Here is a 14,746-nt window from a genome sequence, read left to right on the forward strand (position 1 = left end):
TGGTTCGGAAATACGATTCCAAACAGGCTGGAGAGTGTGACATGGAGTACGACGAGAGCGTCATGCGAAGATTGAAACGAATGGAAGGCCAGATTCGCGGTGTCTTGCGAATGATGGAGGAAGGCAAGGAATGCAAGGACGTGGTTGCTCAATTGTCCGCCGTGCGCAGCGCAGCCGACAAGGCTATGGCTTATATCGTCGCACATAATTTGGAGCAATGTATTACAGAAGAGAAAGAAAAGGGCGGAGATACCAGTAAGCTGGTGAAGGAAGCCGTAGAGTTGTTAGTCAAAAGCCGTTAATCACGTCAAGGATTGTTGACATATGGAAGCCCCATGCGCCGAATAGCGACATGGGGCTTCTAGTTTGTAATCTGACGATTCAGAAAAGTTATCAACAGTCTGCGCTTGTTTTCGTTGAAAATAAATGATCAACATGTGTATAACTTGTTTTATCAGATCATCAACAATTTCATCCACATATCCATAGGGCGGGCGTTATTTGCTCCAAACGCGGTCACCGTTCAAATATTTTTCCGTCAAGATAGAGAGCAACTGGATGCCGACCTGATTATGTCCGCCTTCCGGCAGAATAATGTCCGCGTACTTTTTGGAAGGCTCGATGAAAGCTTCATGCATCGGCTTTACCGTGTTCAAATATTGATCGTGAATGGATTGAATCGTGCGTCCGCGCTCCTCGATGTCACGCAATACACGGCGCAGAATACGAACATCCGGATCGGTGTCGACGAATACTTTAATATCAAGAAGCTCACGCAGACGTTCGTCGAACAAGACATGCAGACCTTCCAGAATGACGATGCGGCTCGGGAGAAGCTCGATTTGCCGATCCTTGAACCGGGCATGCGTTGTAAAGTCATAGACGGGAGCGTAAGCGGGCTGCCCTTGCTTCAGCAAAAGCAGATGCTCGATCATCAGCTCGTTGTCGAAGGCCAGAGGGTGGTCGTAATTCACGATTTCCCGCTCCTCCATGCTTAGCTGCGATTGCTCCTTGTAATAATTGTCTTGCGAGATAAATGTTACTTTATCGGTTCCTTGGTTGTCGATAACAGAGCGGGCGACGGTCGTTTTGCCCGATCCTGTGCCGCCTGCGATTCCTATAATAAGCATGAGCGTAGTGAAGCCTCCTGGGACAATATTCGGTTTATAACTTTCGTATTGTAGCACAGCCCGCCATTGTTTTCATCCCCGTAATGAATAGGGAACGGATTTCTGCTCGTATTTGCTTGCAGGAGCCGCAACGAAAATCGAATAATAGAGGCGGATGAAATACGGTTTGAAGTTTTGTAAAATAAGGTATACCTTTTATAACAGGATTGTAAGCGTTTTATAGATGGGGGGATCTGAATGGATCAACAATATATGTTGGCGATCGATCAGGGGACGACGAGCACGCGGGCGTTGCTGGTGGATCGGAAGGGGAACATCGCGTCCATCGCGCAAGAAGAGTTGCCTTTGAGCTACCCGGTGCCAGGTACTGTAGAAGCGGATGCCGCTTTCATATGGGAATCTACGACACGAGTGCTGGAGGACGTCTTGAAGAGGAACGGCGTGACCGCAGACCAGATCGCAGCGATCGGGATAACGAATCAGCGAGAGACGACGGTGGTGTGGGACAAAGTGACTGGAGAGCCGATTCATCCTGCTATCGTGTGGCAATCCCGGCAGTCCTCCGACATTTGCGAGCGTCTTCGCGCAGGCGGCTGGGCGGATGAGATTCGCGCGAGGACAGGTCTGCTGATCGATCCGTATTTCTCCGGCACGAAGGTTACGTGGCTGCTGGAGCGGGTGGAGGGAGCGCGTGAGCGGGCAGAGCGAGGAGAGCTGCTGTTTGGCACGATTGAAACCTGGCTGATCTGGAAGCTGACCGGAGGCCAGGTGCATGTGACGGATGTCTCCAACGCATCTCGGACTCTTATGTTCAATATTCATGAACGACAGTGGGATGAGAAGCTGCTCGCTATGCTTGGTGTCCCTGCAGTCATGCTGCCGGAGGTTAAGTCCTCCTCGGAGGTGTACGGCAAGCTGGATATATCGGTGATCGGCAAGGAGATTCCGATAGCCGGGGCGGCAGGCGACCAGCAGTCGGCTTTGTTCGGGCAAAATGCGTTCTCGCGCGGCTCGACCAAAAATACGTATGGCACGGGCTGCTTTATGCTGATGAATACCGGAGAGAAGGCTATTCTGTCGGAGAAAGGGCTGTTGACAACCATCGCATGGGAGATCGATGGCAAGCTGGAGTATGCGCTAGAAGGCAGCGTCTTTGTCGCAGGGGCAGCTATTCAGTGGCTGCGTGACGGACTGGAGCTGATCGAATCGGCTGCCGAATCGGAGACGCTTGCCGCCGAAGTGGAGTCGACGGAAGGAGTTTATGTCGTGCCTGCTTTTGTCGGGCTGGGTACTCCTTATTGGAACAGCGATGTTAGAGGTTCGATCTTCGGCCTCACACGGGGTACGAGCAAAGCGCATTTTGTCAGAGCTGTACTGGAATCGCTTGCCTACCAAACGAAGGATGTTCTGTCTGTCATGGCGGAGGAGTCCGGCCTTCAGCTGAGTACTTTGGCAGTAGACGGCGGGGCCGTTGCCAACGATTTGCTTATGCAATTCCAGAGCGATCTGCTCGGCGTGCCGGTCGAACGACCGGTTATCGGGGAATCCACCGCGCTCGGAGCAGCGTTCCTTGCTGGACTTGCGGTCGGATTCTGGAAGGACCGCGAGGAGATCGCCTCCTTGCGCCAAGTGGATCGGCTGTTCCAGCCGAATATGGCCGATTTACGTAGAGAAGAGCTGTACGACGGTTGGAAGAGAGCTGTTCGTGCTGCCATGGCTTTTTCGCAGCATTGAAGATATAGGTTAGAGGAAGCCGCAGGGTTCTCCGCTGTTCCAGAAGAACATGACGGACGCTTGCGGTTTTTATATTTGGGAATAGGTGATGGCGGCAAAGTAGAGGGATAGCCATATGCTAATAGGAGCGTGACAGGAGGGAATACGATGGGTAATGAAAGAATGGGCGGAACGACTTTTCATGCGGACAGTCGTCTGCGAATGCTGGAAGGAATGACAGAAGAGCGACTGGATGTGCTCGTGATCGGCGGAGGCATTACGGGGGCAGGCATTGCGCTTGATGCCGCAAGTCGGGGAATGAAGGTGGGGCTTGTGGAGATGCAAGACTTTGCGTCTGGCACCTCCAGCCGCTCGACCAAGCTGATTCACGGCGGATTGCGCTACTTGAAACAACTGGAGATTGGGGTAGTCGCGGAAGTGGGCAAGGAGAGAGCGGTCGTCTATGAGAACGGCCCGCATGTGACGACGCCGGAGCGGATGCTGCTGCCCCTCTACCAAGGGGGCAGCTTCGGCAAGCTGACGACGTCGATGGCGCTGCGCTTCTATGACTTCCTGGCAGGAGTGAAGAAGGCTGAGCGCCGCAAGATGCTCAGCAGCACCACGACCTTGCAGCGAGAGCCGCTATTGAAGCGAATGGGCCTGAAGGGCGGCGGACTTTATGTGGAATACCGGACGGATGATGCAAGACTCACGATTGAAGTGATGAAGAAGGCCGTCTCGCTCGGCGCGCGGGCTGTCAATTATGCGAAGGCGGAGCAGCTATGGCACGGCTCGGACGGAAAGCTCGCCGGAGCGACAATTCGAGATGTCATTGGCGGAGAGCTGTTCCGCGTGGAGGCGGGAATCGTCATCAATGCAACCGGTCCGTGGGTCGATGAAATACGGGAGTCGGACGGCTCCAGAGGAGGTAAAACACTTCATCTCACAAAAGGCGTGCATGTGGTGTTCGACGGCGTTCGGTTCCCGCTTCGCCAAGCCGTCTACTTCGATACGCCGGATGGACGCATGATATTCGCGATACCACGCGAAGGCAAGACCTATCTAGGCACTACGGATACGAATTATGCGGGGGATACAGCGAATCCGACGATGACGAAGGAGGATCGTACCTATCTGCTGAAAGCCGCAAATGCCATGTTCCCGACACTAAAGCTGACGTCAGCGGATGTGGAATCCAGTTGGGCGGGATTGCGTCCGCTCGTCCATCAGGAAGGAAAGTCCCCGTCGGAAATTTCGCGGCGTGATGAAATATTCGTCTCCGCGTCGGGCCTTGTATCCATTGCCGGGGGCAAGCTGACCGGCTATCGCAAGATGGCGGAAGCGGTCGTGGATCGAGCGGCGAAGCTGGGACAGGCAGCAGGCGCTTCGGGCTTTGGGCCAAGCCGAACTAAAGCGATGCCGATTTCCGGAGGCGATACAGGCGGGTCGGAGGGCTTCGAGGCATATGTGGCGGGGAAGACAGCTGCGGGCATCGCGCTTGGACTGGACGGAGCAGCAGCTTCTCGATTGACTCGTCGATACGGCTCGAATACGGATGCCTTATGGCGAATGTACCCGGACGCGGTGAAGCTGCATGGGAAGTATGGCTTGCCGAATGAGCTGGCTATTCAGCTTCTCTATTCGATCAGGGAGGAGATGACGGTGAAGGCAGTCGACTTCTATATCCGCCGAACGGGATTACTCTACTTTGATATCCATGAGGTGCGCAGATGGAAGTCCGTTGTATTGCATGCCATGGGAGACGAGCTTGGCTGGAGCAGGTCCGACATGGCATCGCATGAGAGAGAGCTGGATATAGCCTTGGAATCGGCAACTATGCCATCGCCACAATAGCACCCAAAAACTTCTCTATTATTGGAATCTTTCAAATGACAGCAATCGACAAAAATATGATAGAATAAGGGAATAAACTGTGCGAATATCTTTCGTGCCATCTCTTCCAAGAAGCAGGTGATTCCCATGAGACTGACCAAAGCTATCATAATCGTATTATTGCTATTCATCATATCGTTCCCTATGGCCTCCTCCAAGGCGCATGCTGGTATGTTCGACCGGCTGAAGGACATCTATCAGGCGCCGGATAAGCTGGCCGAGCTGAAGGGTCAGTACGAGTCCACCAAGCAGATGCTGGAAGGGCAACTGGAGGCGCAGCGCGAGCAGCTTGAGCTTACCCGCCAGCAAGCTTCGGATTTGCTTGCCCAGCAAGAAGCGCTGCTGGCTCAACAAGAAGGCCTAATCGCCGAGCAGGAGGAATTGCTGAAGAATAATGAAGCACTGAAGCTGGACAATCAGACGCTGATTGCCCAGATGGAGGCAGCAGAAGCGAAGAAGCAATCGCTATTCAGCAAGGCGATCCTTATTGCCGTCTCGCTCATTGCCGTCCTTGCAGCTTACGCCTTGTCGGTCAGAATATGGCGCTTCGTCGTATGGCGCAAGCAGAGACGCAGCGGCCATGGTCATGAGGCTATGCTGCCATGAAGATCACCACGCCTTCGCCGATCGGCTATGTGCGGGTGCAGTTGGATCAGGGAGATGCTCTGCATGTGCTTCACCCCAAGTCCATTGTTGCGTATCAGGGCGAGCCGCGCAGCCGAGAAGACCGCTTTATGAATATTGGCGGCGCGTATCGCAAGCGGAAGTGGATTCGCTCCCGCTTGCAAGGGACAAGCGAGTTCCTGCTAGGTCTTCCTCCCGGCTGTTCACTGGAGTCGATTGAAATTCCGGAGGACAGCAACCTGCTGTTTGACTTCCGCCATGTGGCGATGTTCTCTGACGGCATGACCTTCAAGAGCAAAATTTTGAAATGGAAAACGGCCTGGATTACAAGAGAACTGATTCGAATCAAATTCAGCGGACCGGGTACGCTCGGTGTACTGACTGCGGGCGATCTGGCGGCGATCCAGCTTCATCCCGAGCGGCCGCTCTTCGTTGACAAGAGCGCACTGGTGGCCTATCCCGAGGATGCGGAGATCAAGCTGTCCGTCTATGGCAACTCTCTGGCGAGCCAGCATATGAACGTGCAATGGGAGCTGCGGGGGAAGGGGCCTGTGCTCATTCAGACCGGATCTCGCGATTCCGGCTTGCAGGACAAGCTGACAGGCGATGGCTGGTTTAAGCGGCTGCTCAGAGAAGTGCTTCCATTCGGCAGTGTATATATCAAATAGATTTTTTGCATGGAATGAATAATAATGTTTTACATCAATATGTAAACGATTCCAATTAGTTGAGTGATTGAATGAGATGGAAGGGGGAAGCTGAGATGTACAAGGTTCTGCTTGTCGACGATGAAGCCGATGTCAGAGAAGGGCTGCTCGGAGAGATTGATTGGGATCAGCATGGCTTTACGATTGTCGGTACGGCCGAGAACGGTCAAGAAGCATTGGAACTATGCGAGAGACTTGCTCCTGACGTCGTCATTACCGATATTAGCATGCCCTTCATGAACGGACTGGAGCTGTCTCATTGGCTGCGCCAGCATCAACCGCTGGTGAAGATCGTCATTCTTACGGGATACGATGAATTCGATTATGCGAGGCAAGCGGTCAGATTGAGCGTAGATGAATATTTGCTTAAGCCTTTCTCTTCGGATACCTTTTCCGAATTGCTGGACAAGATCAAGCACCGGATTGAAGCCGAGGTGGCGGAGCGGGAGGATATACATCGGCTGGAGGAGCATTACCGCACCAGCTTGCCGTTGCTCGGAGAAGGGTTTCTTGCCTCCTTGCTTACGCGTAAGCTGTCCAGGTCCGTCATTGAGGAGAAGGCGCATAGCTATGGCTTACGATTGAAGGGAAGCGGATATGCTGCGGCAGTCCTGGCGCTTCATCACGGAGAGGATGGCGAGAGGGCCACCGATTCCGACTCGCTTCGCGGCTCTGGCGATATGGAGCTGATGCTGCAAGCGATGCTGAATATCGTCAGGGAATGGTGGGATGCGGGTCAATTGGGCAACGTATTTATCCATCAGGAGAGCGTGGCGCTTATTGGCATAGACAGCGAATGCGAAGGAGAAGCGTGGGAGAGACGAATGAGCGAGACGCTGGACAATATTGTACGAAGCATTCGCCATTACTTGAAGCTGTCGACAACAATCGGCGTTGGTTCCGTCACGACAGATTTATCTCATTTGAAGGACTCCTATTCGGATGCTTTGCTTGCGCTTGATTACCGGCTGGTGCTAGGCTCCGGCAAAGTTATCTATATCGGAGATATGGAGCATCGTATTGGCAAGAAGCTGCGACTTGATGAGTTGAAGGCGAGCGCGCTCATTCGAGGCTTGAAGGTTGGCACGCCAGCGGAGCTGAGGGAGGCGGTATCGGTTATCTTTGCAGAGCCGGCCCAATATGCTTATGCCTACGGTGATATTCAAGTATATCTGCTGGAGGTATGCACGACCGTGTGGCGCACGGCTCAGGATGCGGGACTTGCGCTGGATGACCTGTTCGGGCAGAGCTTCCAGCTGCATATGGAGCTGTTCCGGTATGCGGGGATGCAGGAGATGGAGCTATGGTTCCATGACATTTGCCTTCGGATTCTGCAAGCGATTGCGAGCAAGCGCCAATACACCTACAAGGACTTGGTAGAGAAGGCTATTCTCTATACGAAGGAACATTACGGAGATCCCGATCTGTCGATTCAACAGGTATGCGCTATGCTGCATATTAGCGCGGGGTATTTCAGCGGCGTATTCAAGAAGGAGACGCGTATGACGTTCGGGCAATACCTGATGCATATACGGATGGAGGCGGCTATGGCGTTGCTCAGAGAGACGGAGCTTAAGGCATTCGAAATCGCTGAGCGGGTCGGATTCGCCGATCCCAATTACTTCAGCTTCTGCTTCAAAAAACGGCTCGGCATATCGCCGAAGGAATACCGCAGCCGCCCCGAGGCGAACCACGGAGAGCTATCGTCATGAAAAGTGGATGCCTGAGTCTGCTGCGCCATCTGGGGCTGCAGCGTTGGCGGGACCAGCTTCGGACGAGCAGCATCCAATCGATCATCATGTGGTCATTTTCCCTGTGTTTGCTGCTTATCGTGATGTTGGCCGCCGTTTTGCTCTACAACAAGTTTTCGCGCACAGCAGAAGAGAATGTGCTGCTTGGCACAAGTCAGATCGTAGATCAGGTTGGCTACAACCTGGAGGATTACGTGGACGGCATGGCGCAGCTCTATCGGACGATCGAACAGCATATGCTGGTCGGAGCTTCCTGGGATGACGAGAAGGTGGCCGAGCAGCTTGATATTTTGATGAGCAGCAGGGATGACGTAGTCTCGATTGCGTTATTCGATGAGCAGGGCGAGCTGCTTCGCAATCATCCTGCGGCTCCAGTTCGTCCAAGCGCGCGTGTATCGGCGCAAAGCTGGTTTCATTCCGCGATGCGGGTATCCAATCATTTGAGCTTTTCGCTGCCTCATGTTCAGAACTTGTACGATGGTACCTACAAGTGGGTCGTCTCGATGAGCAAGGGACTCACAATCGAGAAGGAAGGCAAGCCGATGAATGTCGTGCTGCTTGTGGACATCAATTTCAAAAAAATTGATGAGCTGAGCAGTCGGATTAGTCTGGGCAAACGGGGGTACGTCTATATTATCGACGAGGGAGCGGGCAATATTGTCTACCATCCGCAGCAGCAATTGATCTATATGGGACTGCGAAATGAAAACGTGGAGAAGGCACTTACATCAAGCGGTAGCTATATGGATAAGGTGGATGGCGTAAAACGGCTCAATACTGTCAGATCGGTCTATAACATCGGCTGGAAGGTCGTCGGTGTAGCTTATTTGGACGAAATGATGACAACCCGGGAAGAGATGAACCGTTATTTGATTCAGGTTGTGGTGATCGTTCTAGTCTTGTCTATTCTAATTTCAATGCTGCTTGCCTCCATGCTTGCTCGGCCTATTCGACGAATGGGTGCGACGATGAAAGCTGTAGAGCGGGGGGACTTCGATGTGGAGCTGCCGCTGCGTGGACCGCTTGAGGTCGTCCAGCTGTCGAGCCGCTTCAATCTCATGCTGGACAAGATTCGGGGACTGATGCGGCAAATTATTGTAGAGCAGGAATCGAAGCGGAAGTATGAGCTGGAAGCTTTGCAGGCGCAGATCAATCCGCATTTTTTGTACAATACGCTTAATTCGGTCGTGCGGATGGTCGGCATGAGCAAAAACGAGGACATTATTACGATGATTACATCACTGTCCAAGCTGTTCAGGATTAGTCTGAGCAAAGGGAGGACCGTAATTAAAGTCAGCGAGGAATTGGAGCATGCGCGACATTACCTTACGATCCAGCAGATGCGATTCAAGCAAAAATTCAAGTTCGAGATTGAAGCGGAGGAATCGGTACTGGATTGCTATACGTTAAAACTTGTCTTGCAGCCGTTGATCGAAAATGCGATTGTTCATGGCATTGAATATTTGGTTGACGAAGGAACGATTCGGATTGGGGCGAGATTGGAAGGGGAGACGCTGGTGCTGGAGGTTGCCGATAACGGAGTTGGCATGTCGCAGCATCAGCTTGCGGGACTGCTGGAGCCTGGCGAGAGCAGGGATGAGGATGTGCGTTCTGCCTCTAGCGGGGGATCCGGGGTAGCGGTGCGCAATGTGCATGACCGAATTCAGCTGTATTATGGTGTACGGTATGGCTTGTCTTATACAAGCGAGCGTGAGGAAGGAACGGTCGTACATATTCGAATGCCTGCCGTGCATCAGGCGGAGGGGGAGATTGTCCATGAAGACTAGCAATCGCGAGAAATGCCCTCACTATAGGCCGTGGCGCCGCCTGACAGCTGTTTTAATGGGAGGGGCAATATGGATTACAGGGCTGACGGGATGCTTGACATCCGATATCGATTCTGGCAAGCCGGAGCCGCCTGCGCATACCATTGCGCTTATTGCACCGGTGCATGCGGGCGAGCAGGGTGATGCGATGAGGCTTGGCGCAGAAGCGGCAGCGAAGGAATTTGGCATACAGCTGCAGTACGCTTCCTTCAAGCCGAATGAGGATGCCAGCGAGCAGTTGGCTGCCGCTTTACGGATGGTTGAAGAGGGATCGTCGGCTATCCTGATCGATCCCGCCAATGAGCACGTACTGGAGCAACTCGCGGCGGTGGCTTCGGCAAAAGGCGTTCCAGTTGTGGCGCTTAATGATGAGCGACTGATCAAGGGTGTACAAAGCGCCATCACGGTCGATCATGTGGAGGCCGGGCGGCAAGCGGGAGAGGCGCTGGCCAAGCTGATCGACGACAAGGGCACAGTGGCCATTATGCGATCCGACCGTACGGACCCGGACTTGGATCTGCGAGAAGCGGGCATACGGGAGTCGTTCGCTCGCCATCCTTCTATCCGAATTGCAGAGAGCGCAAGCTGCGGCAATTTACGAGATGCTTGCTGGAACGCAGCCAAGGGTATGCTTGATGCATCGCCGATTGACGGTGCTATTGCCCTGGAATCCGGTGCTTCGCTGGGACTGGCGGATGAGGCCAAGCGACGGGGCGAGGCGGGCAATCTGAAAATCGTGGCATTCGGCAGCCAGGTGGAGCAGCTGTCCCTGCTTCAGGATGGGGTCATTCATCAGCTTGTCGTACAGAATGATTTCAGTTTTGGCTATATCGGCTTGGAGCAGGCGGTTGCGCTGCTGACGGGCAAGGAGACGCCAGGCCATCCGACGATGCTGGGGACGAAGGTCGTCAATGCGGACAATATGTTTTGGATGAATAATCAGAAGCTGCTCTTTCCATTCGTTCAGTGAAGGGTCCTTTTACTATTGCTTTAGCTGCTCGTTGCGAGGCGACATGTTGGGAGCTGGGAGCGGGATTGGGGCAGCAGGCCGGGTGGAAGAAAGTGATGAGAATTTTGCTAGAAGACATGAGAATTTTGAATTCGCTTACATGGAGGGATCAGGCATAATGACCTTAGCGGGCGGATGGCAGGGCGAAAAAGCGTCGGCGGTTCGGCCGAATCGAATGAATGAAATGGGGGCTATGGGATGAAAAAAAAGGGATGGGCGATGCTGGCGATGGCAACGATGCTGGCCATGACAGCTTGCAGTAACGGAGGCGGGAAAGAGTCTTCCGGCGGCGGTGCGAAAATGGGGGTAGCCATCTACAAGTTTGACGATACGTTCATGACGGGCGTCCGAAATGCAATGTCGGCAGCAGCTGAAGGCAAGGTTTCGCTCGATATTGTCGACAGCCAGAACGCGCAGCCGACCCAGAACGAGAAGGTTGACCTGTTTATCTCCAAAAAATATAAAGCCATGATTATTAATCCGGTTGACCGTACAGCGGCAGGCGTCATTATCGACAAAGCGAAGGACGCGAACATTCCAGTAGTGTTCCTGAATCGGGAACCAATCGCCGAGGATATGAACAAGTGGGATAAAGTGTTTTATGTGGGAGCGAAGGCGGAGGAATCCGGCACAATCTCCGGGCAGTTGCTGGTGGACTACTGGAAGGCGAATCCGGGAGCAGACAAAAACGGAGACGGCAAGCTGCAATATGTTATGCTCCAAGGCGAGCCGGGCCATCAGGACGCGGAGCTGCGGACGAAATTCTCCGTTCAGGCCATTCAGGATGCGGGCATTGAAGTAGAGGCGCTTGCGGAAGATACGGCGATGTGGGATCGCGTGAAAGGCCAAGAGAAAATGCAAGCGTTCCTAGCTTCTCATGGCGACAAGATTGAAGCGGTTATCGCCAATAACGACGACATGGCACTTGGCGCTATCGAAGCGCTCAAGGCGGCAGGTTATTTCAATGGCGACAAGTTTATACCAGTAATCGGCGTAGATGCAACAGCTCCAGCGATCCAAGCGTTGGAAGACGGCACGCTGCTCGGCACCGTGCTGAATGATGCGAAGAACCAAGGTGCGGCATCGGTTGCGCTGGCGGATGTGCTGGCGAAAGGCGAGACGCCGACCAAAGATAATACGGGCTTCGACATTACCGACGGCAAATATGTCTGGATCGCCTATAAGAAAATTACGAAAGACAATGTAGCCGACGCTAAATAAATGACAGTTGGGAAGGGGCAACGGCATTCCATGGCGTTGCCCCTTTCATATCAATGGACGGCATAAGAACGACTGACGTGGAGGGAATGCAATGACGATGACAGAGCCGTACGTACTCGAGATGCGGGGGATTTCCAAAGCGTTCCCCGGTGTACAGGCGCTAAGCGACGTTACGCTGAAGGTAAGGCCGGGAACTGTCCATGCGCTGATGGGGGAGAACGGAGCCGGGAAATCGACTCTGATGAAATGCTTGTTCGGCATTTACAAGCCGGATGAAGGAGAGATTGTACTGGATGGCCGCAAAGCGGCAATTAGCAGTTCCAGGGACGCGATTGCCAGCGGCATCTCCATGATTCATCAGGAGCTTCATCCCGTGCAGCATCGCAGCGTGATGGAGAATATATGGCTCGGACGATTCCCGATGTTCTGGATGGGGCCATTTAGGCTGGTAAACGAAAAGCGGATGTATCAGGATACGTTGGACCTGTTCCGCGATCTGGATCTTGATATTGACCCCAAGGCCCGGACGGGCTCGCTGTCGGTATCGAAAATTCAGTCGCTGGAAATTGCCAAAGCAGTGTCATTCAACTCCAAAGTGATTGTTATGGATGAACCAACCTCCTCGCTGACTGGCAATGAAGTGGAGCAGCTATTTACGATTATCAATCGCTTGCGCATGCGCGGTGTCTCCATCATCTATATCTCTCACAAAATGGAGGAGATTCTGCGCATTGCCGACGAGGTGACGATTATGAGAGATGGCTGTCTCATCGGCACGTGGCCTTCGACAGAGCTGACGACCGACCTGATTATTACCCGCATGGTAGGGCGGGACTTGAAGGAGAGATTTCCGCAGCGAACTCATACCCCTGGCGCTCCGCTGCTCAAGGTGGAGGGGCTGTGCTCGGTTAATCCGAAGTCATTCCAGGACGTCTCTTTCGAGCTGCGCCGCGGAGAAATATTGGGCCTTGGCGGACTGGTCGGCGCACAGCGAACGGAGCTGGTCGAGGCGCTGTTCGGCATGCGGGGCTTAGCCTCCGGCAAGCTAGTAATGGATGGGAGACCAATACGGATCAAATCCCCGTCCGATGCGAAGCGGCACAATATTGCGCTGCTGACGGAGGAGCGGCGCGTGACCGGTATTTTCCCGGTATTGTCTGTCTATGAGAATACGATTATTGCTAACCTGGGCCGATATCGGAACCGCCTCGGGTTGCTGGATGAGCGAAAGGGCAGAGAGGAAGCGGAGCGCAATGTGGAGCTGCTGCGCACGAAGACTCCCTCGGTAAGTACGCTCATTCGCAATTTATCCGGCGGCAACCAGCAGAAGGTGCTGCTGGCGAGATGGCTGCTGACGGAGCCAGATATTCTGCTGCTGGACGAACCGACCAGGGGGATCGATGTCGGAGCCAAGTTCGAGATTTATACGATCATTGCAGGGCTTGCGAAGGAAGGGAAAAGCATCATCATGATCTCGTCTGAGATGCCGGAGCTGCTGGGTATGTCCGACCGAATTATGGTGATGAGCGAAGGACGGGTAACGGGCATTGTTGAAGGCAAAGGAGCTACGGAAGCGGAGATCATGCGCTTAGCCGCGCAGCAGCGCAGGACGGAGGCAAAGGGGAATAGCCATGAACTTACAATCCAATTTTAGAGTGAAGGAATATGTGGCGCAGCGTGCTATTTTCATTGTACTGATTGCGCTTGTCGTCGGCATTGCGATAGCTGATCCCAACTTTTTGGCGTTCTCGACGCTCCGGGATATATTGCAGCAATCTTCAACGAGGTTAATTATTGCGCTGGGTGCAGCTTTCATTCTCATTACCGGCGGCGTTGACCTGTCAGCGGGGCGTGTTGTGGGACTGACTGCGGTCATCTCGGCATCGATGCTGCAGATTGATACGTATGCGAACCGCTTCTTTCCGGACTTGCCGCAGCTATGGGTCGGCATCCCGATCGTTATCGGTATTGTGGCAGGACTTTTGGTGGGTTTAATTAACGGCATTATTATTGCCAAGCTGCATGTGCCGCCATTCATCGCAACGCTTGGTACAATGGTCGGCATCTATGGCGTCAACTCCATCTATTTCAATATGGATCCGAATCAGTCCCAGCCGATTGGCGGACTGCGCAAGGATTTTACGCAATGGGGCTCGGGCTATATTGATCTTGGAGGAGGTTACTCAATTCCGTATATCGTGCTGATCGCTATTGCGGTTGCTTCGATATGCTGGGTCATTTTCAACAAAACCCGTCTCGGCAAAAACATGTACGCTATTGGCGGCAATGTGCAGGCAGCGCATGTATCGGGTATTAACGTGGCGCGCAACCTGATTATGATCTATGCGATTTCCGGCGCACTGTACGGATTGGCTGGAGTGCTGGAAGCCGCGCGTACCGGCGGTGCAACAAACAATTACGGCAATATGTACGAATTGGATGCGATCGCAGCCTGCGTAGTTGGGGGCGTCTCGACGGCAGGCGGCATCGGGACAGTGCCGGGCGTGATGGCGGGGGTGCTTATCTTCGGCGTCATCAACTACGGTCTGACGTTCATCGGCGTCAGTCCGTACTGGCAGCTCATCATCAAAGGCTTGATCATCGTATCAGCCGTCGCGTTCGATATACGCAAATACATGGCGAAGAAATAGCTGCTTACGTGCAAAGGCGTCCAGCCGTCGATTAAACGACGGCTGGACGCCTTTTTTAGCTCTGCGCCAGTGCAGGTGAACCGGCTTTTTGGATAGTGGGTGATTCTCGGCCAATTTGATAGCCCCTGCGTCGCTGAGCAGAATCGCCGATTGGATCGAAATAGCGTTGCGTGACACAACTAAATGGTCAAAAACGTGGAAGTGGGCGAAATAGTGTTGCG

Annotated in this window: 13 protein-coding genes; 12 read left to right on the forward strand and 1 reads right to left on the reverse strand. The window is 53.5% G+C overall.

Going from position 1 to position 14,746, the window contains the following annotated elements; all coding sequences use genetic code 11:
* Positions 1–41 precede the first annotated feature (41 nt).
* The gene (locus tag DX130_RS17370; RefSeq protein WP_116047542.1) at positions 42–302 is read left to right on the forward strand and encodes a metal-sensitive transcriptional regulator; all 261 of its coding nucleotides are present in this window, start codon (positions 42–44) and stop codon (positions 300–302) included.
* Between the two features lie 195 nt (positions 303–497).
* On the opposite strand, the gene udk is transcribed toward DX130_RS17370, so the two are convergent.
* On the reverse strand, positions 498–1,130 hold the full coding sequence (gene udk, locus DX130_RS17375; protein ID WP_116047543.1) for a uridine kinase: 633 nt from the start codon (positions 1,128–1,130) through the stop codon (positions 498–500).
* A gap of 237 nt (positions 1,131–1,367) precedes the next feature.
* On the opposite strand from udk, the gene glpK reads away from it, so the two are divergent.
* The 11 genes from glpK to mglC all read left to right on the forward strand — a co-directional run bounded on the left by glpK (position 1,368) and on the right by mglC (position 14,525).
* The gene (gene glpK / locus DX130_RS17380; protein WP_116047545.1) at positions 1,368–2,864 is read left to right on the forward strand and encodes a glycerol kinase GlpK; all 1,497 of its coding nucleotides are present in this window, start codon (positions 1,368–1,370) and stop codon (positions 2,862–2,864) included.
* 162 nt (positions 2,865–3,026) lie between these two features.
* The gene (locus tag DX130_RS17385; protein WP_116047835.1) at positions 3,027–4,697 is read left to right on the forward strand and encodes a glycerol-3-phosphate dehydrogenase/oxidase; all 1,671 of its coding nucleotides are present in this window, start codon (positions 3,027–3,029) and stop codon (positions 4,695–4,697) included.
* A gap of 126 nt (positions 4,698–4,823) precedes the next feature.
* On the forward strand, positions 4,824–5,342 hold the full coding sequence (locus tag DX130_RS17390; protein WP_116047546.1) for a hypothetical protein: 519 nt from the start codon (positions 4,824–4,826) through the stop codon (positions 5,340–5,342).
* On the forward strand, positions 5,339–6,028 hold the full coding sequence (locus tag DX130_RS17395) for an AIM24 family protein (RefSeq protein WP_116047548.1): 690 nt from the start codon (positions 5,339–5,341) through the stop codon (positions 6,026–6,028). Before DX130_RS17390 ends, DX130_RS17395 begins: the two co-directional genes overlap by 4 nt.
* A gap of 95 nt (positions 6,029–6,123) precedes the next feature.
* Entirely contained in the window at positions 6,124–7,779 is a 1,656-nt protein-coding gene (locus DX130_RS17400; RefSeq protein WP_116047549.1) for a response regulator, read from the forward strand.
* On the forward strand, positions 7,776–9,605 hold the full coding sequence (locus DX130_RS17405; RefSeq protein ID WP_116047551.1) for a cache domain-containing sensor histidine kinase: 1,830 nt from the start codon (positions 7,776–7,778) through the stop codon (positions 9,603–9,605). The genes DX130_RS17400 and DX130_RS17405 overlap by 4 nt, the downstream gene beginning before the upstream one ends.
* Entirely contained in the window at positions 9,595–10,614 is a 1,020-nt protein-coding gene (locus tag DX130_RS17410) for a substrate-binding domain-containing protein (RefSeq protein ID WP_240644558.1), read from the forward strand. Before DX130_RS17405 ends, DX130_RS17410 begins: the two co-directional genes overlap by 11 nt.
* Before the next feature lie 43 nt (positions 10,615–10,657).
* The gene (locus tag DX130_RS26510) at positions 10,658–10,855 is read left to right on the forward strand and encodes a hypothetical protein (RefSeq protein ID WP_116047553.1); all 198 of its coding nucleotides are present in this window, start codon (positions 10,658–10,660) and stop codon (positions 10,853–10,855) included.
* Positions 10,852–11,874, forward strand: coding sequence for a galactose ABC transporter substrate-binding protein (locus DX130_RS17420; protein WP_116047554.1), 1,023 nt, complete (start codon positions 10,852–10,854; stop codon positions 11,872–11,874). The genes DX130_RS26510 and DX130_RS17420 overlap by 4 nt, the downstream gene beginning before the upstream one ends.
* 97 nt (positions 11,875–11,971) lie before the next feature.
* Positions 11,972–13,528, forward strand: coding sequence for a sugar ABC transporter ATP-binding protein (locus DX130_RS17425; protein ID WP_116047838.1), 1,557 nt, complete (start codon positions 11,972–11,974; stop codon positions 13,526–13,528).
* A complete protein-coding gene (mglC, locus tag DX130_RS17430; RefSeq protein WP_116047556.1) occupies positions 13,506–14,525 on the forward strand; it encodes a galactose/methyl galactoside ABC transporter permease MglC in 1,020 nt (339 codons plus the stop codon). The genes DX130_RS17425 and mglC overlap by 23 nt, the downstream gene beginning before the upstream one ends.
* Positions 14,526–14,746 lie beyond the last annotated feature (221 nt).

The sequence above is a fragment of the Paenibacillus paeoniae genome, assembly GCF_003388735.1.
In the GTDB taxonomy this organism is placed as follows: Bacteria; Bacillota; Bacilli; order Paenibacillales; family Paenibacillaceae; genus Pristimantibacillus; species Pristimantibacillus paeoniae.